Source organism: Cupriavidus sp. (genome assembly GCF_057315035.1).
The window spans coordinates 25,056-49,980 of record NZ_DBHKYV010000033.1; the positions used below are offsets into that span (position 1 = coordinate 25,056).

General features: G+C 64.1%; 20 protein-coding genes and 1 pseudogene. 6 read left to right on the top strand and 15 right to left on the bottom strand.

Annotation, left to right across the window (positions count from 1 at the left end; translation table 11 throughout):
• Positions 1 to 35: 35 nt before the first annotated feature.
• The 8 genes from ACO550_RS29120 to ACO550_RS29155 form a co-directional block, all read right to left on the bottom strand.
• Positions 36 to 1,199, bottom strand: a complete 1,164-nt coding sequence (locus ACO550_RS29120) for a porin (RefSeq protein ID WP_315595654.1) — start codon at positions 1,197 to 1,199, stop codon at positions 36 to 38.
• Between the two features lie 71 nt (positions 1,200 to 1,270).
• A complete protein-coding gene (locus ACO550_RS29125; RefSeq protein WP_315595653.1) occupies positions 1,271 to 2,593 on the bottom strand; it encodes an MFS transporter in 1,323 nt (440 codons plus the stop codon).
• Positions 2,594 to 2,752: 159 nt separating this feature from the next.
• Positions 2,753 to 3,739, bottom strand: a complete 987-nt coding sequence (locus tag ACO550_RS29130) for a tripartite tricarboxylate transporter substrate-binding protein (RefSeq protein ID WP_315595652.1) — start codon at positions 3,737 to 3,739, stop codon at positions 2,753 to 2,755.
• Between the two features lie 73 nt (positions 3,740 to 3,812).
• The gene (gene eno / locus ACO550_RS29135) at positions 3,813 to 5,099 is read right to left on the bottom strand and encodes a phosphopyruvate hydratase (protein WP_315595651.1); all 1,287 of its coding nucleotides are present in this window, start codon (positions 5,097 to 5,099) and stop codon (positions 3,813 to 3,815) included.
• An 11-nt stretch (positions 5,100 to 5,110) separates the two neighbouring features.
• Complete coding sequence (pyk, locus tag ACO550_RS29140) at positions 5,111 to 6,529, bottom strand: pyruvate kinase (RefSeq protein ID WP_315595650.1); 1,419 nt, start codon at positions 6,527 to 6,529, stop codon at positions 5,111 to 5,113.
• Between the two features lie 14 nt (positions 6,530 to 6,543).
• Complete coding sequence (locus ACO550_RS29145) at positions 6,544 to 7,815, bottom strand: DUF4147 domain-containing protein (protein WP_315595649.1); 1,272 nt, start codon at positions 7,813 to 7,815, stop codon at positions 6,544 to 6,546.
• A gap of 12 nt (positions 7,816 to 7,827) precedes the next feature.
• The gene (locus tag ACO550_RS29150; RefSeq protein ID WP_315595648.1) at positions 7,828 to 9,183 is read right to left on the bottom strand and encodes a C4-dicarboxylate transporter DctA; all 1,356 of its coding nucleotides are present in this window, start codon (positions 9,181 to 9,183) and stop codon (positions 7,828 to 7,830) included.
• A 183-nt stretch (positions 9,184 to 9,366) separates the two neighbouring features.
• Positions 9,367 to 10,455 (bottom strand): tartrate dehydrogenase, encoded by a 1,089-nt coding sequence (locus ACO550_RS29155; protein WP_315595647.1) that lies wholly within the window; start codon positions 10,453 to 10,455, stop codon positions 9,367 to 9,369.
• Between the two features lie 121 nt (positions 10,456 to 10,576).
• Here ACO550_RS29155 and ACO550_RS29160 point away from each other — a divergent pair, with 121 nt between their 5' ends.
• The 3 genes from ACO550_RS29160 (at position 10,577) to ACO550_RS29170 (ending at position 14,522) form a co-directional block, all read left to right on the top strand.
• Entirely contained in the window at positions 10,577 to 11,506 is a 930-nt protein-coding gene (locus ACO550_RS29160) for a LysR substrate-binding domain-containing protein (protein ID WP_315595646.1), read from the top strand.
• A 171-nt stretch (positions 11,507 to 11,677) separates the two neighbouring features.
• Positions 11,678 to 14,122, top strand: coding sequence for an ATP-binding protein (locus ACO550_RS29165; protein ID WP_315595645.1), 2,445 nt, complete (start codon positions 11,678 to 11,680; stop codon positions 14,120 to 14,122).
• Positions 14,085 to 14,522, top strand: coding sequence for a response regulator (locus ACO550_RS29170; protein ID WP_315595644.1), 438 nt, complete (start codon positions 14,085 to 14,087; stop codon positions 14,520 to 14,522). Before ACO550_RS29165 ends, ACO550_RS29170 begins: the two co-directional genes overlap by 38 nt.
• Here the strand turns inward: ACO550_RS29170 and ACO550_RS29175 are convergent.
• Together ACO550_RS29175 and ACO550_RS29180 are read right to left on the bottom strand one after the other, a co-directional pair.
• Positions 14,519 to 16,144 carry a PAS domain-containing sensor histidine kinase gene (locus tag ACO550_RS29175; protein ID WP_315595643.1) on the bottom strand — a complete coding sequence of 542 codons (1,626 nt, stop codon included), beginning with the start codon at positions 16,142 to 16,144 and terminating at the stop codon, positions 14,519 to 14,521. The genes ACO550_RS29170 and ACO550_RS29175 overlap by 4 nt on opposite strands.
• Positions 16,145 to 16,156: 12 nt before the next feature.
• Positions 16,157 to 16,756, bottom strand: a complete 600-nt coding sequence (locus ACO550_RS29180) for a biliverdin-producing heme oxygenase (protein ID WP_315595642.1) — start codon at positions 16,754 to 16,756, stop codon at positions 16,157 to 16,159.
• 300 nt (positions 16,757 to 17,056) lie between these two features.
• Here ACO550_RS29180 and ACO550_RS29185 point away from each other — a divergent pair.
• Positions 17,057 to 17,227 (top strand): annotated as a pseudogene (locus ACO550_RS29185) (SfnB family sulfur acquisition oxidoreductase); the annotation flags it as partial.
• A 110-nt stretch (positions 17,228 to 17,337) separates the two neighbouring features.
• On the opposite strand, the gene ACO550_RS29190 reads toward ACO550_RS29185, so the two are convergent.
• Positions 17,338 to 17,778, bottom strand: a complete 441-nt coding sequence (locus tag ACO550_RS29190; protein WP_315595641.1) for a DUF4440 domain-containing protein — start codon at positions 17,776 to 17,778, stop codon at positions 17,338 to 17,340.
• Between the two features lie 169 nt (positions 17,779 to 17,947).
• Complete coding sequence (locus ACO550_RS29195) at positions 17,948 to 19,150, bottom strand: NnrS family protein (RefSeq protein WP_315595640.1); 1,203 nt, start codon at positions 19,148 to 19,150, stop codon at positions 17,948 to 17,950.
• A gap of 412 nt (positions 19,151 to 19,562) precedes the next feature.
• On the opposite strand from ACO550_RS29195, the gene ACO550_RS29200 reads away from it, so the two are divergent.
• On the top strand, positions 19,563 to 21,194 hold the full coding sequence (locus ACO550_RS29200; protein ID WP_315595639.1) for a methyl-accepting chemotaxis protein: 1,632 nt from the start codon (positions 19,563 to 19,565) through the stop codon (positions 21,192 to 21,194).
• 8 nt (positions 21,195 to 21,202) lie between these two features.
• Here ACO550_RS29200 and ACO550_RS29205 read toward each other — a convergent pair whose 3' ends face one another.
• Positions 21,203 to 22,894, bottom strand: a complete 1,692-nt coding sequence (locus ACO550_RS29205) for a hypothetical protein (protein WP_485995049.1) — start codon at positions 22,892 to 22,894, stop codon at positions 21,203 to 21,205.
• 86 nt (positions 22,895 to 22,980) lie between these two features.
• Here ACO550_RS29205 and blaOXA point away from each other — a divergent pair, with 86 nt between their 5' ends.
• Positions 22,981 to 23,814, top strand: a complete 834-nt coding sequence (gene blaOXA, locus ACO550_RS29210; protein ID WP_315595637.1) for an OXA-1206 family carbapenem-hydrolyzing class D beta-lactamase — start codon at positions 22,981 to 22,983, stop codon at positions 23,812 to 23,814.
• Between the two features lie 13 nt (positions 23,815 to 23,827).
• Here blaOXA and fliR read toward each other — a convergent pair whose 3' ends face one another.
• Positions 23,828 to 24,616 carry a flagellar biosynthetic protein FliR gene (gene fliR, locus ACO550_RS29215; RefSeq protein WP_315595636.1) on the bottom strand — a complete coding sequence of 263 codons (789 nt, stop codon included), beginning with the start codon at positions 24,614 to 24,616 and terminating at the stop codon, positions 23,828 to 23,830.
• A 34-nt stretch (positions 24,617 to 24,650) separates the two neighbouring features.
• The gene (gene fliQ, locus ACO550_RS29220) at positions 24,651 to 24,920 is read right to left on the bottom strand and encodes a flagellar biosynthesis protein FliQ (protein ID WP_315595635.1); all 270 of its coding nucleotides are present in this window, start codon (positions 24,918 to 24,920) and stop codon (positions 24,651 to 24,653) included.
• Between the last annotated feature and the right edge of the window lie 5 nt (positions 24,921 to 24,925).

A 24,925-nucleotide genomic window follows, 5' to 3' on the forward strand; every position in this document is an offset into this window, starting at 1 on the left:
AAAACCGGAGCGATTGCTCCGGTTTTTTTTGCGCCTCAGAACTTGTGGCGGATGCCTAGCGCCACGCCAAGCATATTGCTCTGGCCGTTGGCTAGCGCATAGCTGTTGCCGAGCGACAGGCTGTTGGCATACACCGTGCCCAGCGATTCCAGCATCAGGCCCGCGTTCTTAGCATAGGCGGTGGACAGATAGACATCGGTGCGCTTCGAGAACGCATAGTTGGCCACGAATGCCACCTGCCACGGGTTCGGCGCGTTGGTGCCGAACAGGTTCTTCATGTTGTCATAGTTGTATTCGAGCGTGAGCCCAACCGCCGGTGTGACTTGATAGTTCGCGCCGATCCAGTAGAAGTCGTCGCGCTGGATCACGGTACCGGACGCGTTCTTGTTCTGGCCCCAGCGATAGCCACCCATGACCTTGACCACATTGTTGATCGCGTAGCTGGCGCCGATGACCGCCTTCTTCATCGTGCCGCTGCTGGCGCCGATGGTGGGATTCCACTGGTCATAACCAACGGTCAGGCCGAGCGGGCCGCCCGACCATGCCACGGCCGCGCCGTAGGCCGTATCGCGCCGGAACGCGCCGGGCACTTCGCCGTTGCCGCCGATCGGCGTGGGAATGCCTACCGATGCCGGCAACGCCAGGCCGGTGCCAAATGACCAGTGCGCGAGCGCCGTCACCGGACCGAACTGGCCGGTGTACTTGATCGTGTTGTCCTCACGGAAGTTGGCGCCCGATTGCAGCACCACCGGTTCATACTGCGTGGCATACGCGGTGGGCGAGAAGTTGGCCAGGGCCTCGAACATCGAGGTGTATTGCCGCCCCAGGCTGATCTGCCCGATGCCGGCCTTGTTCAGGCCAATAAAGGCCTGACGTCCGAACAGGCGACCGCTCTGCTGCAGCGTGCCATTGTCGAGGCTGATGCCGCTTTCCAGTACGAACACACCCTTCAGGCCGCCACCGAGGTCTTCGGTGCCACGCAGGCCCCAGCGCGAGCCGGCCATGCCGCCGGAGTTCATGCGGTAGACATTGTTGGATGGGCCGGGGTTGAAACCGTTTGACGCGACGGGCACGTTGCCCACGTGGTTGGCGTACTCGACATTGATGTCGGCCACGCCATACAACGTGACGCTCGATTGTGCGAAGGCGCTCCCCGTGCAGGTGAGCAACGCGGCCAGGGCGATGCGCTGGAACTTCATAAGGAAGGTCTCCTCTCTTGTTTTCAGTAGTGGGGTAAAACGGGTGCGGTACAAGCGCAAACGAGCGCGAATCAGGCGGGCCGATGCCGTTGCGAGAGCTTCTGCAGGTCTGCAACGTAGGTGCGTCGTCCGGCCACAAAGCAGATGGCGGCAAGCAGGCCAGTGAGCGGTAGCCACTGCAGCGCGCCGGCCAGGCCGATGTGGTCGGCCAGCAAGCCGGTCACGAAAGGTCCGGGGGCCAGCCCCAGCAGGTTGTTGGCCAGGGTCAGCGTGGCAAATGCGCTGGCGTGGATACTCGGATCGGTCAGGTTGGCCACCGCCGCGCTGGCCGGGCCGGCGCTGCCACCGGCCAGCAGCATGCCGCCCGCCACCAGCGCCAGTTGCGCTGCACCGGGCGGCATATGGAAGGCCACGCCCAGCAGCACGAAGCAAATCACGCTGTACGCCATGGCCATCAGCCATTTGCGTGCCGGCGCCACGCGCGCCACGCGATCGGTCAATGCACCGCACACGATCATGCCGGCGCCGCCTGCAAGTACGAAACACGCGGCACCCAGGCCGGCATGCTCGGTGGACATGCCGTAGTAGCGGCCCAGGTAACTTGGCATCCAGGCCAGCAGCGATCCCATGACCAGCAGTTGCAGGGCGCTGCCGACATAGGCGCAGAGTATCGATCGCGAAGAGAACAGCGCGCTGGCGAGTGCGCGCAGCGACATCATGCGGTGCCGGGGTTCGGCCTGGTCCTGCTCGCCCAGCGCCTGGCGTTGCTTCTGCAGGCCACGTTCGGTGACAAGAAGCCGGTAGAACCCGACCAGTACCAGTCCGAAGATCGCCATGCCGGCAAACGCAAAGCGCCAGCCGAAATGCGCGGAAATCACGCCGCCCAGCGCCATGCCGAGCACGGAGCCGAACGCGCCGCCGGCGATAAACGCGGCACTGAGGCTGGCACGCAGATGGCGCGGGAATACCGACAGCACCAACGCAATGCCAACGCTGCCATAAGCAGCCTCACCAATGCCGACACACAGCCGCGCGACGAACATCTCGCCATAGGAGTTGGCCACCGCGCAACCCAGCGTGGCCACGCTCCACAGCACGGCCATCAGCGTCAGGCTGCGTACGCGACCCCAGCGGTCGGCCAGGATCGACAGCGGCACCGTCAGGATGCCGACCATCAGCGCCACCACGCCGCCAAGTGCGCCAAGGCTGGCGTCGCTGAGTGCCCATTCCGCCTTGAGCAGCGGAAACAACGCATTCAGTACCTGGCGGGACATGTAGTCCGACAGTAGCAGGCCAAAGCTCAGGGCAAAGACCAGCCACGGGTAGAAGCGTGACGGCCGGGCACCGTTGGCGCCGGCCGTCGATTGTGGACGTGTGGAACGTAGTCCGAACATGAAACCGTCTCCTGGATCAAGCGTGGTCGCGGTCTGAGGGTCTGATCGCGACGAGCGAAGTATCTAGGAATGACGGCTTGCGGTTTGACTATCCGGGACAACTTTTTTGCTTGACGGGACAGTCCGGGAAAACCCGTTGGGGCCGGGAAGGCCCTTGGGCTACTCGATCGTCACCTTGCCTTCCTTCACCAGTGTCGCGAACTTCACCGTTTCGTCATTGATGCGTTTGGCAAACGCTTCAGGCGTGCTTGGCATGGGTTCGGCACCGGCGGCCAGCATGCGCTGCTGGAAGTCGGGCGAGTTCACGATCTTGACGATCTCGGCATTCAGGCGCGTGACGATCGGCTTCGGCGTGGCCGCCGGTGCCAGCACGCCAAACCAGGTGCCGATATCGAAGCCCTTGAGCCCGGCTTCTTCCAACGTGGGCACATCGGGCAATGCGCTGGAGCGCTTGGCGGTAGTCACTGCCAGCGCCTTGAGCTTGCCGCCCTTGATATGCGGCAGCACCGTGGTCAGCGTGTCGAACGACATCGACACCTGGCCACCCAGCAGATCGGTGGTCAGCGGTCCGCTGCCCTTGTACGGCACGTGCAGCAACTGGGTGCCGGTAGCCGCCTGGAACTGCGTGCCAATCAGGTGCTGCGCGGTGCCGTTGCCATTCGACCCGTACGACAGTTCCGGTGTCGATTTCTTCGCCAGCGCCACCAGCTCTGCTACGTTCCTGGCAGGGGTCTTTGCCGCATTGATGACCAGCACGTTTGGCACCATTGCCAGCGTGGACACCGGAGCCAGGTCCTTCTGGAAGCTGTAGGGCAGCTTGCGGTAGACGCTGATGGCAATCGTATGATGGACGGCGCCCATCAGCAGCGTGTAGCCATCGGGTTTGGCCTTGGCCACATAGTCGGCGCCCACCGTGGCGCCGGCACCGGGACGGTTCTCGACAATGACCGGTTGACCGAGGTTCTTCGACAACTGGTCGCCGAGCGCGCGCGCCAGGATGTCGGTGGTGCCGCCCGAAGGAAACGGCACCACAAGGCTGATCGGCTTGGCCGGCCATTCCTGGGCCATGCCTGCCGATGCCACGCCGAGCCCGATGGCCAGCAACGACACGCCACACAGTTGGCGGATGGTTCGTGATGTACGCATGCTTGTGTCTCCTCTTGTTGTAGTGATGGTGCTGATGGTGCTGATGGCGGTGCCGGGGTAAGGGACTGCCCGGCTAGATCGCAACCGGCAACGCGTCTCGGCCCGCAAACGTCGCTGCACAACCGAGTTCCGCCTCGATGTAGAGCAGGCGGTTGTACTTGGCGATGCGGTCCGAGCGCGACAGCGATCCGGTCTTGATCTGCGTGGCAGCGGTGCAGACGCTCAGGTCGGCAATCGTGGTGTCTTCGGTTTCACCGGAGCGGTGCGAGATCACCGATGCATAGCCGGCCTGTTGCGCCATGTCGATGGCGGCCAGCGTTTCGGTCAGCGTGCCGATCTGGTTTGGCTTGATCAGGATGGCATTGGCCACGCCGCATGCAATGCCTTCCCCGAGGATGGCGGTGTTGGTGACGAACAGGTCGTCGCCCACCAACTGCACCCGCTTTCCAAGGCGATCGGTCAGCAGCTTCCAGCCTTGCCAGTCGCCCTCGGCCATGCCGTCCTCGATGGTGACGATCGGATACTGCGCGACCCAGCTGGCCAGCAGGTCGACAAAGCCCGCCGCGTCATAACTGCGGTTCTCCGACTGCAGTACATAGGCGCCGTCGCGATGGAACTCCGAGCTGGCGACATCGAGCCCCAGTGCGATCTCGCGGCCCGCCGCGAAACCGGCCGACGCAATCGCTTCCATGATGACTTCAAGCGCCTGCTCGTTCGACTTCAGGTCCGGTGCAAAGCCGCCTTCGTCGCCCACCGCGGTAGAGAAGCCGCGCTGCCTGAGCAAGGACTTGAGCGTGTGGAACACCTCGGCACCCCAGCGCACCGCTTCGGAAAAGGACGGAGCGCCCACTGGCAGGATCATGAACTCCTGCATGTCGACGCTGTTGTCGGCATGTGCGCCACCGTTGATGATGTTCATCATTGGCATCGGCAGACGCATGCTGCGCTCGGCTGCCCCGATCGTGCGATACAACGGTACGCCTTGCGATGCCGCGGCGGCGTGCGCGGTTGCCAGTGACACGGCCAGCAGAGCATTGGCGCCCAGACGCGACTTGTCGACGGTGCCATCGAGCCGGATCAGGCATTGGTCGATCTCGGCCTGGTGCGCTGCGTGCATGCCGGCCAGAGTGCGGGCAATGTCGACGTTGATGTGAGCCACGGCGTTGCGCACGCCTTTGCCGCCATAGCGCTGCGGGTCGCCATCGCGCAACTCGATCGCTTCGCGGGAGCCCGTGGAGGCTCCCGAAGGCGCGGCGGCAAAACCCTTGCTGCCATCGGCCAGTAGCACCTGCGCCGCCACGGTGGGATTGCCGCGCGAATCAAGAAACTCGTAGCCGCGCACTTCCTGGATGACTGACATGGTGGCTTGCCTTATTGCACCTGCGCAATGCGCAGCAGATTGGTGGTGCCGGCGACCGTGAACGGCAGGCCGGCGGATATGACGATCGACTGGCCGCTCTGGCCGAACCGTTCCTTCAACACGGTGCGGCTGGCGAGTTCGGTCATTTCGAGCACATCGACGACTTCATGGCACAGCACCGCATGTACACCCCAGGCCAGCGCCAGCCGGCGGGCGGTGGCGATGCGCGGGGTCATGCCCAGGATCGGTACTTCGGGCCGCTCGCGCGCCATGCGCAGCGCGGAATAGCCGGAGCTGGTGTAGGCCACGGTGGCCGGCACCTTGAGCAGGCCGGCCACATGGCGCACCGCATGACCAATGGCATCGGCAGCTTCGGCGCGCGGTGGCGTGTGCGAGGCCTGGATGGCGTCGTGATAGAGCGGATCGGATTCGGTGCGCGTGATGATGCTGTTCATCATCTTCACGGCTTCCAGGGGATAGCGGCCCGAGGCCGATTCGGCCGACAACATCACCGCGTCGGCACCGTCATAGATTGCGGTGGCTACGTCCGATGCCTCGGCGCGCGTGGGCACTGGCGCGGCGATCATCGATTCCAGCATCTGCGTGGCCACGATCACCGGTTTCCCGGCCTTGCGGCACGCACGTACGATCTGCTTCTGCAACGAAGGCACCTGCTCGGCAGGCATTTCCACGCCAAGGTCGCCGCGCGCCACCATCACCGCATCGGCTTCGGCCACGATGGCTTCCAGGCTCTGGATCGCGGCGGGCTTTTCGAGCTTGGCAACGATGCCGGCGCGGCCCTGCACGATCGCGTTAATCTCGCGAATGTCTTCGGCGCGCTGTACGAACGACAGCGCAATCCAGTCCACGCCAAGCGTCAGGCCGAAATCCAGATCGCGCCGGTCCTTCTCGGTCATGGCCGACAGTGGAAGTACCACGCCGGGCACGTTCACGCCCTTGCGGTCGGACAGCGGGCCGCCGTTCAATACCGTGGTGTTGGCAAAATCGGGACCGCAGCGGTCGACACGCAAACGGATCTTGCCGTCGTCTAGCAGCAGTTCGGCGCCCTCGTGCAACGCGGCAAATATCTCCGGGTGAGGCATACCTACGCGCTCGGTGGTGCCCGGGGTGTCGATATCGAGGTCAAGACGGAACGGCGCCTCGGCGGCCAGTTCGATCGGTCCATTCGCAAACGTGCCGATGCGCAGCTTGGGACCCTGCAGGTCCAGCAGCACGCCGATCGGGCGGCCACGCGCCTGTTCGATGGCGCGGATCGTATCGAGCCGCTGCTTGTGATCGGCATGGCTGCCATGGCTGAAGTTCAGGCGGAATACATCGGCACCGGCTTCAAACAGTGCATCGATCACCTCGGGTGACGTGCTGGCGGGTCCCAGCGTGGCCACGATCTTCGCGTTGCGAAGGCGTCTCATAGCAATGACTCCAATCAGGGCGCGATCAGGATCGCGCGGAAATCGTTGACGTTGGTCAGCGTCGGGCCTGTGATCACGGCATCGCCCAATGCTTCGAAAAATCCATGGCCGTCGTTGTTGGCCAGTGCGTCCTGCGGACGGATGCCGAGTTTCCAGGCGCGCTGCAAGGTATCGGGCGTGAGGACGGCACCGGCAATCTCTTCCTGGCCGTCCACCCCGTCGGTGTCGCCGGCCAGCGCGTGGATGCCTGGGCTGCCGCGCAGCGTCAGCGCCAGTGCCAGCAGGAACTCCACATTGCGGCCGCCGCGGCCCTTGCCGCGCACCGTGACCGTGGTCTCACCGCCGGACAGCAGCACGCAAGGCGTGGGGAACAATTCATGGCCGGCTGCTTCCAGGGCAATCGAGCCCAGCACCAACCCCACGTCGCGGGCTTCGCCTTCGATGGCATCGCCCAGCAAAAACACGGGCAATCCCGCATCGCGTGCCACCGCGGCGGCGGCTTCCAATGCCATGCGTGGCGTGGCAATCAGCGTGGTGTCGATGCGCGGCAGTCGTGTGTCGCCAGGCTTGACGGTCTCGGCCGCATCGGCGCGCAGTACGTTCATGATGTGCGCGGGCACTTCCAGGCCATACCGGCCGATGATGTCGAGCGCATCCTGCCGCGTGGTTGGGTCAGCCACGGTAGGGCCCGAGGCGATATCGATGGGATCATCGCCAGGGACATCGGAAAGCAGCAGGTTGCAGACCCGCGCCGGATGGCACGCGGCGGCCAGGCGCCCGCCCTTGATGGCCGACAGATGACGCCGCACGCAGTTCATCTCGGTAATCGTCGCTCCCGACTTCAGCAGCGCCCGATTGATGGCCTGCTTGTCTTCGAGCGAGATGCCCGCCAGCGGCAACGGCAGCAACGACGATCCGCCGCCGGACACCAGGCTGACTACCAGGTCGTCTTCGCTTAGGCCGGCCACCAGTTCCAGCATGCGGCGCGCGGCGGCATGGCCGGCGGTGTCGGGTACCGGATGTGCGGCCTCCACGATCTCTATGCGTTCGCACGGCACGGCGTAGCCGTAGCGGGTGACCACCAGCCCTTCCAGCGGCCACGGCCAGGCTGCTTCGAAAGCCTGAGCCATGGCTGCCGATGCCTTGCCGGCGCCGATCACGATCGTGCGTCCTTTCGGCGGTTCGGGCAGGTAGCGCGCCAGCGTCAGCGATGGCTGCGCGGCGGCGATGGCGGCGTCGAACATGCCGCGCAACAGTGTGCGCGCCTGCGTGGTATCGATGGTCATCGTTATCTGCCTTCAGTGCATCAGGCCGGCGTGCGCATCGGCGGCACGAGACAGGCGTGTGCCCAGCGATGGCGCTTGCGCGGGCTCGACCAGTACTTCGGGGTCGTCCACGATCTTGCCGTCGAGTGCATCCTCCAGTTGCTTCTGGTCGATGGCGCCTACCCAGCGGGCGATGGCCAGCGTACCCACCGCGTTGCCAATCGTGTTGGTGATGGCGCGGGCTTCGGACATGAAACGGTCCACGCCCAGCAGCAAGACCATGCCGGCCACCGGGATCTTGCCCATCGATGCCAGCGTGGCGGCCAGCGTGATAAAGCCGGAACCGGTAACGCCGGCCGAGCCCTTGGATGTCAGCAGCAGCACGCCAAGCACCACGAGCTGGTCCATCAGCGTCAACGGAGTGTTGGTTGCCTGGGCGATGAAGATGGCGGCCATCGTGTAGTAGATGCACTGGCCGTCAGGGTTGAACGTAAGGCCGGACGGTACGACCAGGCCCACCACGGGCTTGGAAACGCCGGCATTCTCAAGCTTGCGCATCAGTTGCGGCACGACCGATTCCGACGAGCTGGTGCCCAGTACCGTAAAGAGTTCGTCGCGGATGTAGCGCAGGAACTTCCAGAGACTGAACCCGGATATGCGCGCCACCCCGCCAAGCACGATCACCACGAACAGGAAGCAGGTGACGTACATCGTGCCCATCAGCTTGGCCAGCGAGACCACCGAGCCCAGGCCATACTTGCCGACCGTGAAGGCCATCGCACCAAACGCGGCCAGTGGCGCCAGGCGCATGACCATGCCGACGATCGAGAAGATGCCGTGCGTGAACGAATCGAGAAAATCGACCACGGGTTTGGCGCGCGGGCCGATATGCGACAACGCAATGCCGAACAGCGTGGCGAAGACCAGGATCTGGAGGATGTCGTTGCGGGCCAGCGAGTCGATCACGCTGGTCGGCACCATGTTCATCAGGAAATCGATGAACGAGTGCGGCTTTTCTGCTGCATGGGTGTAGTTGGCGATGGCCTTGGTGTCCAGGTGCGCGGGGTCGACATTCATGCCGGCACCTGGTTGCACCAGGTTCACGACGATCAGGCCAAGGGCCAGCGCGAACGTGGACAGGATTTCGAAGTAGAGCAGGGCACGCACGCCAACGCGACCCAGCTCCTTCATGTTCTCCATGCGTGCAATGCCAAGCACGACGGTGGCGAAGATGATCGGTGCAAAGACCATCTTGATGAGCTTGATGAATACGTCGCCGAACGGCTTGAGGCTGCTGCCGAGTTCGGGATAGAACACGCCGAGCGCAATGCCGGCGGACACGCCCAGCAGTACCTGCACGTACAGCTTGCCCAATAGCCTTTGAATCATGGCTGTCTCCTGCTGATTCGAGGTGAGTCGCTCGCGGTCCGGGGCTCTGGTGGCCGTTATTGGTGCCCGCAAGGGTGCAGGCGCGTACGCAAGGCGCGCGCCTGCCGGCAGCCCGGCGGTTACCGGGCGCGAAGGGTGCTACAGGTGAGGCCGGGGCCTGAGCTCAGGCCCCGCGATGGCGGCTCAGGCGGCCTTGGCCTGCTTGTTCGCAGCCAGGAAGTCGCAGACCGCCTTGGTCACGTCGACGGTCTTCGCGGTGCCACCGAGATCGCCGGTATGCAGCGCGGGGTTGGCGGTCACGGCTTCGATGGCGGCCATTACGCGTTGCGCGGCGGAGGTTTCGCCAAGGTGTTCGAGCAGCATGACCACGGACCAGAAGGTGCCGACCGGATTGGCCAGGCCCTTGCCCATGATGTCGAACGCGGACCCGTGGATCGGCTCGAACATCGACGGATAACGGCGTTCCGGATCGATATTGCCGGTCGGGGCAATGCCCAGGCTGCCGGCCAGCGCTGCGGCCAGGTCGCTGAGAATGTCGGCGTGCAGGTTGGTGGCCACGATGGTGTCGAGCGTCTTCGGACGGTTCACCATGCGTGCGGTGGCGGCATCGACGAGTTCCTTGTCCCACGTGACGTCGGGGAAATCCTTCGCTACCTGCACCGCGACTTCGTCCCACATCACCATCGCATGGCGTTGCGCGTTGGACTTGGTGATCACCGTCAGCAGCTTGCGTGGCCGTGACTGCGCCAGCTTGAATGCGAAGCGCAGGATGCGCTCCACACCCACGCGCGTCATCATCGAGACATCGGTAGCGGCTTCGATCGGATGGCCCTGGTGCACGCGGCCACCCACGCCCGAGTATTCGCCTTCGGAGTTCTCACGCACGATGACCCAGTTCAGGTCTTCCGGTGCGCAACGCTTGAGCGGGCCATCGATGCCGGGCAGGATTCGCGTCGGGCGCACGTTGGCGTACTGGTCGAAGCCCTGGCAGATCTTCAGGCGCAGGCCCCACAGCGTGATGTGGTCCGGAATCTGGTTGTCGCCAGCCGAGCCGAACAGGATCGCATCCTTGTCGCGCAGCGCGTCGAGGCCGTCGGCGGGCATCATCACGCCGTGCTTGCGGTAGTAGTCACCGCCCCAGTCGAAATCCTCGAACTCGAAGCGGAAGCCGGCGCCTGCGGCGGTCAGTGCTTCCATGACTTCACGGCCGGCCGGTACCACTTCCTTGCCAATGCCGTCGCCGGGAATGGTTGCGATCTTGTAGGTCTTCATCTGTGTCTCCTGGTCTGGTTTCAGATTCACCGCTGAGTGCGTGGAACGGATTCTGGACGCTAGACGAGGTTCTGGATCGGCACTAAAGTTAAACCATTCTTAACTGGAAGTTAAAGACAAAATGGCATCGAGCAGCGCCATCCAGCCCACGGAATTGGGGTTCTTTGCCGCCGTGGCAACGGCCGGCAGCCTGAGTGCGGCCGCCCGCGACCTGGGCATTACCACCGCGGCGGTCAGCAAGCGCCTGGCACAGATGGAGGGCCGTATCGGCATGCCCCTGCTCATACGCACCACACGCCGCATGAGCCTGACCCCGGAGGGCGAGGTTTTCCTGGAACATGCGCGCCGGATACTCGGCGAGATCGACGACCTTGAACAGTTGCTGACCAGTGCCAAGGGGCGCCCCAGCGGCCTGCTGCGCGTGAATGCAACGCTGGGGTTTGGCCGCATGCACGTGGCGCCGGTGATTTCCGAGTACAGCCGGATGTACCCCGATGTGGACGTGCAACTGCAGTTGTCGGCAGATCCGCCACCACTGTCCGAGGATGCGTTCGATGTCTGTGTACGGTTCGGCGAACCGCCCGATGCGCGCATCGTGGCCCGGCGCCTGGCGCCAAACCGGCGCCTGCTGTGCGCGTCGCCCAGATACCTGCGCGAGCACGGCACGCCGCAGTCGCCGGCCGACTTGCCGCGCCACAACTGCATCGGCATCCGGCAAGGCAGCGATGCATATGGCGTCTGGCGGCTTACGCCCGTGAAGGGTGCCAAGGCGCGCACCGACGCAATCCATGTACGCGGCAATCTCACCACCAACGATGGCGAGATTGCCGTGAACTGGGCGCTGGAAGGTCACGGCATCGTCCTGCGCGCCGAGTGGGATGTCGAACGCTACTTGCGCAGCGGGCGGCTGGTGCAGGTGCTGCCGCAGTACGCCACGCCCGAGGCAAATATCTACGCGGTGTACCAGCAACGGCACCAGTTGTCGTCGCGCATCCGACTGTTCGTGGAGTTCCTGGCGCAGAAGTTCAGCGCGTTCGGGCAAGGGTCGTGAATAAAAGCTCCCCTCCCGCTGCTGGAGGGGAGATCGCCGAGGACATAACCGGAGCTTGTGGATTTGTAGTTCTTACCGATTGGCTGTGTGGGTCACTGTCAATTGCGTCCAATGCCGGCGCCGGCGCGGCGGCTGTGCGAGAATCGCCGCATGCGTACCGGCGGAGCAAGCATGGGCCACGACCCCACCTCGATGGCAAGTACATTGGCTGACAATTGCGCGAGGGAGCCGATTCATATTCCTGGCGGTATCCAGCCGCACGGATTTCTCATGAGTGTCGACGACGATGGCATCGTCGTGCAGGCCAGCCGCAATGTGGCGCTGCTGGCCGGTGCCGAGATCGACGCGGTGCTTGGCAAGCCGTTGGCCGAACTTATCGGCACGGGTGCGAAACTGGTGCGTGATGCGCTGGAACTGCTGGAGGCGGAAGGCATTCCGCTGTACGCCGGCTCGATCGAAGATCCGCGCAACGGGCGCAGTGGGTTGGACACGTATTCGCCGCTGGCGATCGTTGTCCATGCGTACCAGGGTTTGCGCATCGTCGAGCTTGAGCCGGCACGCGGCACCGCCGATGTGTTCGCGTCGATGTATCCGCTGGTGCGTACCTTCATCAACCGGCTGGAGGGCGTTGATGACGTGGTGGGGCTGGCCCGGCTGGCCGCCGAGGAAATCCATCGCATCACGGGTTTCGGTCGCACCATGGTCTATTCGTTTGACGAGGAAGGGCACGGCCACGTCATTGCCGAGGCCGCCGAACCGGGCTACGCAACCTACCTGGACCAGCGTTTCCCGGCCTCTGACATCCCGGCGCAGGCAAGGGCGCTGTATGTGCGCAACCGTATCCGGCTGATTGCCGATGCCGGCTACGTGGCCGAGCCGCTGGTGCCGGCATTGCACCCGGCGACTGGCAAGCCCACCGATCTGACATTTGCATCGCTGCGCAGCATCTCGCCGGTACACGTGCAGTACATGAAAAACATGGGGACATGGGCCTCGATGTCGATGTCGATTGTGGTGCGTGGCCGGCTCTGGGGGTTGATCTCGTGCCATCACCACACGGCGCTTGTACCGTCGTTCGAGGTACGTACGGCGTGCGAGCACGTCGCGCAGGTGCTGTCGCTACAGGTGGAGGCGAAGGAAGATCACGCAGAGGCCGACTACCGGCTCGCGCTACGCAGGCGGCAGACCCAATTGCTGGCCTCGATGGCCAATACCGATGACTTTGTCGAGTCCATCGCCGGAGATACGGAGGACCTGCTGGCACTGGTAGGGGCCACCGGTGCCGTGGCGGTGTTCGAGGGACGCATCGCAAGACTGGGCGATGCGCCCGATGACGCAGCTATCGAAAAACTTCTGGCGTGGCTTGATGCGCGCAGCGATGAGGTCTATGCCACCGACCAACTGTCAGTGGCGTGGCCTGATGCACAGGCATGCGGCATGGGGTCGGAAGCATCGGGCATGCTGGTGGTATCGCTGTCGCGCATGTTCCGCAACTACGTGATCTGGTTTCGGGCCGAGGTGGTGCGCACGATCCGCTGGGCGGGCGATCCGCGTGCCAAATTGTTGTCGTTGTCCGCGTCGCTGTCGCCACGTGAGAGCTTCGAGGCCTGGACCCAGACGGTACGCGGACGTTCGGCACCGTGGCGTGCGGCCGAACTCGAGGTTGCCGCGGAATTTCGCGGGGCGCTGCTTGGCATCGTGCTCAAGCGGGCCGAAGAACTGGCGCAGCTGGCGCTGGAGCTTGGGCGCGTCAATCGCGAACTGGAGGGGTTCTCATACTCGGTCTCGCATGACCTGCGCGCACCGCTCCGCCATATCGTAGGCTTTGCCGATCTCTTGCGCGAGATGGACCACAGCCGCCTGTCCGAGCGTGGCAAGCATTTTGTGGACCGGATCATGGCGCAGGCACGTTTCGGCGGCAAGCTGGTCGACGACCTGCTGGCGTTTTCGCAGATGGGACGGGCGGCCTTGCGTCCGCAGCGTGTCGACCTGCGTGCGCTGGCCGAGCGCCTGCTGGGCGAGGAGTCGAAGGAAATTGGCACGCGGCGCCTGCAGTATCAGTTTGGCGCACTGGGCGTGGTGACGGCGGATCCGGTACTGATGGATGTGGTATTGCGGAACCTGATCGCCAACGCGATAAAATTCACTGGCACGCGCGGCATCGATGAAAGCGGTCCGGCCGCCACCATCGAGTTGGGCATGGTTCCGGGCGATGGCGCATTGGCGGGGCATGATGTGTTCTATGTGCGCGACAATGGCGTCGGGTTCGACATGCGCTATGCCGACAAGCTGTTTGGCGTGTTCCAGCGGCTGCATCGGGTCGAGGAGTTTCCCGGAACCGGCATTGGGCTGGCCAGCGTGCACCGGATCGTCGAACGCCATGGCGGCAGGACCTGGGCCGAAGGCGAGCCAGATCGTGGCGCCACGATCTGGTTTTCGCTGCCGCGCGATTTCGTGCCTGAAGGTACGGCCGGCGTCAACGAGACGGCCGCGGAGGCTGCTGCACGGCTGGCGGCCGTATCGTCCGGCCAGCCATACCGGCCGGTGTTGAAAGATTTGACGAATATGGAGAATGAGCGTGCTGAGGCCGATCCTGCTGGTGGAAGACAACCCTGACGATATCGAGCTGACGCTGATTGCGTTGCAGAAGAGCCGCCTCGCCAATCCGGTTGTCTCGGTGCGCGATGGCGCCGAGGCGCTGGATTTTCTGCGCCGCGAAGGTGCCTACGCGGACCGCGCGGAGGAGAATCCGGCGGTGATCCTGCTGGACAAGAAACTGCCCAAGGTGGATGGTCACGAGGTGTTGCGCGAGGTTCGCGCCGATGAGCGGCTGCGCCGCATTCCGGTGGTGATGCTGACGTCTTCGCGGGAGGAGCGTGACCTGCTCAAGAGCTATGACCTGGGTGTGAACGCCTACGTTGTGAAGCCGGTGGAGTTCGACGATTTCATGGATGCCATCAATGACCTCGGGGTGTTCTGGGGGGTACTGAACGAACCGCCGCCTTATACGCGCTAGTATCGGGCGAGCGGCAGTCGTACACGGAACGTGGCACCCTTGCCAAGCCCTTCGCTGTGGGCGTTCACGGTGCCGTTGTGCATCAACACGAGGTTTTTCACCATCCATAGTCCGAGCCCGAGTCCCGGCGCGCGGTTGGTGCGGTCGTGATGGGCCTGTTCGAACCTTTCGAAGATCCGTTCCAGGGCCTCGGGTGAAATGCCCACTCCTGAATCGCGCACCGACAGCACTGCATGGTCGCCATCGACCGTGACGGCCACTTCCACGGTGCCTCGTTCGGCAAATTTCAACGCATTGCTAAGCAGGTTCAAGACAACCTGCTTGAGCCGGTTCTCGTCACCCATCACCGTGCATGGCACCAGATCGGACACGATCAGCGAGACCAGCCGCGATTCGGCGTCGAGACGCAAGTCTTCGGCCACGGTAGCGGCAAGCGCGCCCATGTCGAGTGGTCGCAGCTCGACAGAAAGCTTGCCGGTGGCAATCGCGCCACTGTCGAGCAGGTCGTCGACCATGCGTGCGAGCTGGCGCGTATTTCGCTCGATGACCTGCGCCGCCCGTCCCACATGAGCCGGGTCGGTCCCGCGTTCCAGCAGCGTAGTCCACCACAGGATGGCATGCAGTGGCGAGCGCAGTTCGTGGCTGACCGCCGCCACGAAATGGTCCATGGCACGTGCGCCACGCTCGCTCACCTCGCGGGCGCGTTGTTCTTCCTCGGCAATCGCCTGGTAGCGCAGCTCGGACGCCTTGCGGGCCGTGATGTCGATCGTGAAGCCGAACAGCGATTGCGCGCTGCCATCGAGCAGATAGCGTGCCGCGCCACGCGACATCAGCCAGTGCATGGAGCCGTCGCGCCAGTTGACGCGATATTCGACCTCGAAATGCGTTTGCGAAGCGACGGCGCGGTCCATTGCGGCGCGGACGAAGCGGCGATCCTCCACATGCATCAGCTCGCCGAACACGCGCGCTTCGTCAATGGTGTCATCAGGCGCGAGGCCCATGTTGGCCTTGCACTGGTCAGTGCAATTGATCGCGCCGGTTGCGATGTCGAGCTGCCACGCACCTACCTTGGCGAACGCAAGCAGTTCCTCCTGCCGCTCGCGATGCGACTGCAGTTCAGCATTGGCTTCGTCAACCAGCAACTTGCGCAGCCTCGCCTGTGAGCGCAGCTTGGCGTTTTCACGTCGACGTTGCTCGGTCAGCACAATCTGGTCGGTGACATCGTTGACCTGCAGAATCACCACCATTTCCCCGCCGCCAAGCTCCTGGCGCGTGGCCTTGGCTTGCCAGTAACGCTCGCCATTGCCGTTGCCGGCCGGATAGCCGTCATACCGAATCAGGGGCGAGAGACGCGATTCGCCCACTTCCAGCGCACCCAGCGTAGCCTGGAGCCACTCGCGGCGAGCCAGCATCTGGACTTCCGAGAGCGTCGGGTTGATGTCGAAGATCGACCTGCCGACAACATCCTCGCGACACCTGCCGGCCATCGCCAGATAGCACGTGTTGGCTGCGATCACCTCGTGTCGGGAATTGAGGACGAGATAAGGCTCGGGGAGCGCCTCGAACAGCGCGGTGGTGTCCACGGACTGTGGTTGCAGGATACTCGGCTCCACGCCCGGCATGGTGGTCACCGTCTAGCGCGCGTTTGCCGCGTCGGCGGGAACGCGCGCGAGCAGGTCGTCGAATGCACGCTGGGCGCCTGCGCAGGCCAGTGCGATCTCCGAACGTTCGCGAACGCTGGCACGCAGTGCTTGTAAAAATTGCTGCCAACGTGGGCCAGGCGCACTGCCGCCACCCAGATATTGCAGCGGATGTGGCGTAAGCCGCCCGGACAGGCTCCGATACAACACCGCACCGCCAAGCTGGGAGCCCTCTATCACGTAGCACAGTCCCCAGCGGTACGCGGCGTGGTTGCTCAGGGCAGTGACGTCGATATCGGGTATCGCAACGCCGCCAGCGGGGGTGGCAGGGTGCGCGAGGTCCTGTTCAAGCACCGGCAGGCGCGCAACCTGCGCCAGCCGCGCGGGATCCTGGGGTCCATCGCCGAAGCGCGCCAGCCAGCGCTCCAGCGGTGCCAGCCAGGCGCGCAGGATCAGCAGGTGGTCCCGATAGTCGTCGAGTGTGGGCGAATCATGGGACAGCGGCATCGCGCGGTCCAGCGCGTTGTGTCGTCCGGCGGTGGCAGCGCGCAGCGCAGCCAGTACATCTTCGGAAGGGGCCGTGCGTTCAGTCACTTTGGATGGTGGTCCCGAGAACCGCGCCGTGCATCCAGTTGAAAAATGCCATCAGGCTGGCGTACGGCGACGTCAAGCCAACATGGTACAGGAAGTCATACCCTGCAACGATGGCACCGCCGCGTTACGCATATCGACCGTTGAAAAGCATCGTTTGGATTCGTGCGGCGTGTCCGTAGACCCGGTCGCGTACTCGCAGCCGATGCCTCATGACGAATCTGTCTGACCTTCCCCTCCATCGCATTGCCGATGATGCCGAGGCGCTCGATGTAGCGCGCGACGTTGCCAAGGGTTTCGCCGCCGGTGCGCGCAATCGATGACGAGCAACGCCCTGTGCAGGTCTGGGTGCCGCGCGACGCCGCGGGCCTGATCGTGGTGGACGATTGGTCGTCGTTCGGGCAGCGCACCACGGCCAGCGGCACCGTAACATTCGACAATGTTGCCGTGTCCGAGAATGACCTGCTGCCGGTACTGCGCGGAGCGCTGTGATCAATCGTTGTGATCAATCGTTGTGATCAATAAGAGATGGTGGCGAAGTCGGACATCCTAACAATGTCCGACTTCATTTCAGTCAAGCTGAATCAGGCTGCCTTGACCGCCTGGCGTGCAATCAGCTTCCAGTGGCCGGCCTGCTTTTGCCACACTTGCAGCACCTTGAGCAGCACGGTGCCAGACTTGCCGTTATCGAGCGTTTCACCTGCCAGCGTGTGACGGATCACGGCCACATCGCCGGATACGTTGACGGTCTGCTCGGTGATGTTGATGCTGACAAAGTCAGACTTCTTGTCGAGCAGGTCGCCGATAAAGCTGGTCTTGGTATCGATCCGGCCACCCGAATGGCCATAGCTCAACGAGTCGGCCACCAGGCCAGACAAGGTGGCCTGGTCCGGATCCACCATGGCGACACGCAGCTTTTCGGCTGCGGCCGTGACGGTCTGGGATTCGCCGGATTGGGCCAGGACTGGTGCTGCGGCCACGGCCAGTACAACGGCGGCGCCTAGCGCCGCAGTGAATTTACGCATGATGTCTCCCGATTTTCTTGTAATGCCTGGTCTCGATTGAGGGCAACTGACAGGGCAACCGATGCGGACGGTCGCCGCATTAGTTGTAAGTCATCGTATCACATCAATTAGAGTCCGCAACGCTGGGGTTGCGGACGGGAGACAGCGCTGGATTGGGCTAGAAAGCGGATCAACCTTCCTTGCCATCCAGGCGCGGGCGCAGCAGGAAAGGCGTGTACTTGAACAGGTAGAGCACCAGCGCAACTACCCACAATGCGCCCGACAGCGCAATGGCCTGGGGCTTCCATGCGGGCAGCAGCAACGGGCCGGCCACGCGCACGACGGCAGCCAGAGCCATGCACAGATAAGCCAGATGTTCGATGCGGCTCGTTTCGAGCCGGCGCCCGGTATGGCCCAGCGCGGTGCGCGTGACCATGGCGATGATCGCGCAACCGATCACGCCCACGGTCAACGCATGCAGGGCGGTGGACCGGTCGAGCCAACCAAAAGAGGCGGCGGCAATCAGCACGAATCCGGCCGGCAGGAAGGCATAGGCGACGTGCAGGATGCTGACGATCGGCTTGCGCCATGTGCGCAGCGGATCCCAGCCGGACAGCCGCACGGCATGAGCGATGGCGGCACCCGATGCCAGCGGGGCGGTAAGCAGGGCCGGCGCCTGCATGGCGGCGGCGAGGGTGGCCAGCAACGTCAGCGCAATGACCAGACGCTCCACGGCCTGCCAGCGTCGTATGCGCACGCCGGGAATCGCATTGGCCGTGAACATCGGGATCACGCGTCCGCCAATCACCGTCACGAAAATCGCGACCAAGCCGGTGGCGGCTTCAGCAGCGTGAAGCGACCAGTCAGGTCGTCCGCCCAGCGCCGCGGCATGGAATCCGATATTGAATGCACCCATCACGCCAAGCGCGATGGCCAGCCCATAGTTTCGCTGGCTTTTGGCGCGACGCAGGATGCGGATGAAACTCAGGCTGCATAGCGGCAGGAACATGGCATCCACGGCAATGGCGGCCCACGGCGGGCCGCTCCACATCAGCACGCGTGCCAGTAGCCAGATACCGGCCAGTGCGCCGAGCCAGGCCCCCTGCGGCGTTTGCAGCCCTGTCCAGTTCTTGCCCGCCGTGAACAGAAACCCGACCACCACGGCGGCTGAGAAGCCGAACACCATCTCGTGCGCATGCCAGAGCATCGCACCCAGCCAGGGCTGGCTCGTCGGTATCCACCAGCCCAGGTACATGGCGACCCACGCAGCCACGGCTAAGGCGCCGAACGCGGCGGCCAGCAGGTAGAACGGACGAAAGCCCAATGCCAGCACCGGCAAGCCACGATAGGCCGGGGTGCGCGAAGGTGGGGAGATCTGCAGCAGGACGGACATGATCGAGGCGCGTTGGAGCGCGGTGCGGGAGTTCAGGCAACGTGTCATGACGTGACGGAATTGATTCTATAAAAGATGCATGTTTAATGCAATTTATAAGATGGTCGAGTATGCAATGCGTTGCGTAGACGGAGAAGAACCGAGGCGTTGTATTGCGTGCACCCTCCTCGTGTAGGGGTCAAAGTTGCTGCGGTTTGCCGTTAGCCTGCGAACAATACATTTAGAGCATGGCGTCTAAAACGCCAGCTGGCGGCGGCCAGTGACTTGGCCGTCTCACGGCATGCCAATTCAGATAGAACGGGTTGCTTCAACGATGCCCGCCCCACGCGCTCACCCGTTCACGAGCCATGGTGCGATCGTGTTTGGCCTGTGCCGTTCGGCCATTTTTGTTCGGGAAATAGAGGGGAATACCGTGAAATTCCGAGATCTGTCGATCAAGACCAGACTCCTTGCCGGGTTTGGCACGCTGGCGCTCGTGGTGCTGGTGGTATCGGGGCTATCGTTGCGCGCGCTCAGCCAGTCCACCGATGGCTTCAGTGCATACATCAACGGCCTGAATGCGCGCGCCGAAGTGGCAGCGCAGGTGCGCACGGCAGTGGACCGGCGCGCGATTGCGGCGCGCAATCTTGTACTTGTCACCACGCAGGCCGACCTCGACCTGGAAAAGGCCGAAGTCCTGAAGGCCCACAGCGATGTACAGGAACGCCTGGGCAAGCTCAAGCAGATGATCATGGCCGAAGGTGTCAGCGAAGGCGCGCGCAACCTGGTGGCCGAGATGGACCGGGTGGAAGCACGCTATGGCCCGGTTGCCACCGACATCGTGGGTCTCGCACTCGACAAGAAGCAGGAAGCGGCCATCGCCAAGATGAACGCCGAATGCCGGCCGCTGCTGGCCGCGTTGATCAAGGCCACGCGCGACTACGCGGAATTCACGCGTGCGCGCCAGCACGAGATGGTCCAGAAGCTCAATGACGACTATGCGCGGCAACGCATCTTCCTGATCATCGTGGCGATCGCCGCAGTGGTGTTTGGCCTGCTCGGTGGCCTGACGCTGACGCGCTCCATCACGGGCCCGATCCAGCGCGCCGTGGAAGTCGCGCGTACCGTCGCGCGCGGCGAGATCGGTACCCATATCGAGGTGAACTCGCAAGACGAAACCGGCCGCCTGCTGGGTGCGTTGCGCGACATGAACGACCGGCTGACGGAAACTGTGGCGCGCGTGCGTGAGAGCAGTGGCAGCATTGCCCTGGCCACTGGCGAGATCGCCAATGGCAATATGGATCTGTCGAGCCGCACCGAGCAGCAGGCCGCATCGCTGGAGGAAACGGCCGCGAGCATGGAAGAGCTGACTGCCACGGTGCGTCACAACACCGAGAACGCGCGGCAGGCCAGCGAACTGGCGCGCAATGCGGCCGATGTGGCGCAGCGTGGCAGTGGCACCGTGGGACGCGTGGTCGATACCATGCAAGGCATCAGCGCCAGTTCGGCCCGGATCGCCGATATCACCGGCATGATCGAAAGCATCGCGTTCCAGACCAACATCCTGGCGCTGAACGCCGCGGTGGAAGCGGCACGCGCCGGCGAGCAGGGTCGCGGCTTTGCCGTGGTGGCCAGCGAGGTACGCAGCCTTGCGCAACGATCCTCGACCGCAGCCAAGGAGATCAAGGAACTGATCGAAGCGTCGGTTGCACAGGTGCAGGCGGGTTCGACGCTGGCCAGCGAGGCAGGCCAGACCATGACCGAAGTCACGCAGGCAGTGGCGCGCGTGACGAATATCGTCGACGAGATCTCTTCCGCATCGGCCGAGCAGAATCGCGGCATCGAGCAGGTCAACCAGGCCATCGTGCAGATCGACCAGGTGACACAGCAGAATGCGTCGCTGGTGCATGAGGCAGCCACTGCATCGAAGTCTCTGGAAGAGCAGGGCAAGCTGCTGACCGACGCGGTGGCCTTCTTCAAGCTGCCGGCAAGCGGTGATGCTGCGCGGCGCCTGGTAACAGGTCAGTCGGCGCGGCGTCTCGGCGGCAACGTCGCGTACAGCTGAACGCCAGATCAGGCAGGGTCTGAACGCTTGCGCTGCGCGCGGGCCGCTTCGGCGGCGGCCGCGCGCAGCTCTGGCGGGAACATATTGATACTGGCGTGGAAAAAGCCGCGCTCGCCGGCACGCAGCGCACCAAGCTGTACCGCAAGCCGCTCCATGGCCCCATACGCCTGCCGGGACGCGCCTTGCTCGTGCGTGAGATACCAGGCCGTTTCCAGCAACAGGTTGGCCAACTGCAGCGCGTTGTAACGCACGCGTCCGGTGTCGTGCTCTTCCAGCGCAAAGGCGGCTACCGACGACCAGCGCACAAAGCCCTTTGCCGGCGCAAACGGTGCGTGGAACGGCCGCAGCGCGTCGATTGCGGCGGTTACGGTCAGCGGTTGTTGCGCGCGGAACGCGGCCAGTGATGGGGCGGCATGGCTATCGAGATGGCCGCGCGCCACGCGCAGCAGGAATATCGTGTTCCATGCCGAACCACCGCCGACGCCGAAGCGGTCGCAAATCCATTCCGACAGGCCAAGCCAGCGCATGGCCTGCTGCTGCACGTCGCCGGCCGCCATCGTGCGCGCGGCGTCGACAAGACGATGTTGCCAGAACAGCCACAGCGACCAGCCGATATTGGCCGCCGCATGCTGGACTGCGTCGACCGAGTCGGCTTCATACGCGGCCTGTAGCGCGCCGGAGAATGCATCGAGCGCCTGCCGCGCGGCATCCTGCCGCTGCGCCGGCGCTGGTGCGGCATCCGGGCTGTCAGCACGCATTGCCACGCTCTTGTGCACCAATGCTTCGAGATTCAGTGTCTCGAAACGGATGCGCGGGTTGTAGCGCACCACGGGACGCAGTTCCGCATCGCCAGACAGCCGCGCCAGTTCGCGTTGCGCGGCATCGAGGTCGCTGCGCGCATAGTGCTCCCATGCACGTACCACGTGCGCCATGGCGGCAAACGTTGGCAACGCGGCATTGACGCCGCCGGCCACCACGATGCGTTCGAATTTTCGCAATGCCGTCCGGCTCTTGTCGAGCCGGTCACTGCGCCGCCATGCAAGGCTTTCCTTGAGCAATGACAGCGCGTGCTGGAAATCGTCGCTGGCCGTGCGTTGCGCCGCGCGGAAGGATTCGGCCACGCTGTGGTCGAGCGCGCCTGCGAAGCCGTCCTGCGCGCCGCGCATGGCCTGCGTCAGATGGCGCCAGAAAGCCATGTCGCGCATCACGTACTGCAGGCCGTCATCGGTCCGTGCCGGGGCTGCCGCGTCGTTCTCCGGCGATTGGCCCAGCCAGCGGGCTACACCAGCCGCGCCCAGCGCTTTGCCATCGGCGGCAAAGCGCAGGCGCCGCGCGGCGGCCACTGGCATCCAGAAGGGCCCGCGGCTGCGGCTCGTCGTGCGAAGTCCCGAGATGCCAACGGCCTTGTCCGTGCCCCATCCGACGGGAATGCCCCAGCGAGCGAAATCGGCAAAGGCGCGCGACACGATCATGCGGATATCGACGGCATCGGCGAAGCGTGTCCGTACGGTGGCTACGGCCAGGTCTTCGCTATCGCGCGATGCGGCCAGCCAGATGCGGGCCAGCAGCCAGACCGACTGGTAGCGTGCCGCGTGGTCGGCGACGCGGTAGGGTGAGGACAATTCGACAAGGATCGTGGATGCGGACATGGCCGCCATGTTACGCGTGTTACAGCTCGCGTGGTTGGCGCTTGCGGCCATGTCCGCCTATGCTCCGCACCACGATCCGGGCCTGGATTGCCATCCGTCAGCATGACGAACTCCAACCAACCGCAAAGCGTGTTGATATGCCAAACAGACTTGCCCGCATTCTCCTGACGACCCTGCTGCTGGCCGGCGCGGCCACAGTTGCCACCATCGCGCATGCCGCCGAGACCCCCATCGATGCCAAGCCGCTGTTCGACGCCGCCGGCGTGGACGGCACGATGGTGATCTACGACGTGCGCCGGCAGCGTACGCTGACCTACAACCCGCAGCGAGCCGCCACGGCCTATTCGCCCGCGTCCACGTTCAAGATCTTCAATTCCTTGATCGGACTCGAAACGGGCGGCGTGGCCGATGTCGACCACGATACGTTGCCGTGGGACGGCAAGGTCTGGATGCATCATGGCAAGCCGATCCTGCCGCCGGTGTGCAATGGCGATGTCACGCTGCGCGTGGCGCTGAAGAACTCGTGCGTGCCGGCCTACAAGGCGCTGGCGCGGCGGGTGGGGGCGGCGCAGTATCGCAAGTACCTGTCCGCCGCGCATTTCGGCAATGCCGATGTCGACGGGCCGGTAGACGCGTTCTGGCTCAACGGGCACCTGAAGATCACCACCTACCAGCAGGTCGATTTCCTGCGCGACGCGGCGGCGCACAAGGTGCCGCTGATTTCAGAGCGCAGCTTCGAGGCGCTCGACGACATCCTGACCATCGAGAAGACCGCCGACTACACCCTGCGCGCCAAGACCGGGTGGGCTACGTCCGGCAAGGTCGATGTGGGCTGGTGGGTGGGCTGGGTCACGCGTGGCAACGATACCTATGTGTTCGCCATGAACCTGGACATGCCACAACCTGAGGTGGGCGCCCGGCGTCAGGAGATTGCACGTGCGGTGCTGAAACAGGCCGGTGCGTTGCCGTGATGGCAGCCTGGGCCTAATTGGGTGCCAACTGGTCGATCACCGTCGCCGCGGTCTGCAGCCCGGTGTCGATCAGGTGCTGCATGTAGACGCCCATCTGCGGCATGCACAGCGTCATCACCAGCATGCCGCCCAGCAGGGTCACCGGGAAGCCCACCGCGAAAATCGACAACTGCGGCGAGGCACGGTTCAGGATACCCATGGCCAGGTTCAGCGTCAGCAGTGCCGCAATCATTGGCAACGACAGCAGCGTGCCCGAGGCGAACACCATCGAACCGGCACGTGCCACCACGCCCCAGCCATGGCCGGACAGTGGCACGCCAGCGATCGGCACGCCCTGGAAGCTGTCCACCAGCGCGGCCAGCATCATCAGGTGGCCGTCCAGCGCCAGGAACATCAGCATGGCAACGATATTGAGGAAGCGGGACAACACCATGGTCTGCCCACCCGCCGAACGGTCATAGAACGATGCGAACGACAGGCCCATCTGCAGGCCGATCACTTCGCCAGCCATCTGCACCGCGGCGAACACCAGCCGCATCGAGAAGCCCATGGCCACGCCGATGCCGACTTCGTTGAGGATGATCAGGAAGCCTTCGAACGAATACACCGGCGCGACCGGAATCTTGCCAATGGTCGGCGAGACAATGGTGGCCAGCGCGGCGGCCAGCAGCACCTTGGCGCGGCGCGGGATGGCCGACTCACTGAACAGCGGCGCGGTAGAGATCAGTGCCAGCAGGCGGAACATCGGCCACAGGAAGGCGGCAATCCACCCATACATCTGGTCCGTGGTGACCTCGAACACGATGCTCGGCCTGGCGGGTTGGGAACGGGGTAACTCAGTGCGCCAGGACGGGGATGCCCTGGAACACTTCGCGCATGTAGTCGACGAACGTGTTGATCATCCACGGTCCGACCAGCACCATCGTCACGAACAGCGCGACGAGCTTGGGGATGAACGTCAACGTCATTTCGTTGATCTGCGTCGCGGCCTGGAACAGGCTCACCACCAGGCCCGCGGCCAGCGCCACGAGCAGCAGCGGGGCGGACAGCATCAGTGTCATCTTCATCGCCTGCGTGGCGATGGTCATGACCATTTCGGGTGTCATGTCGG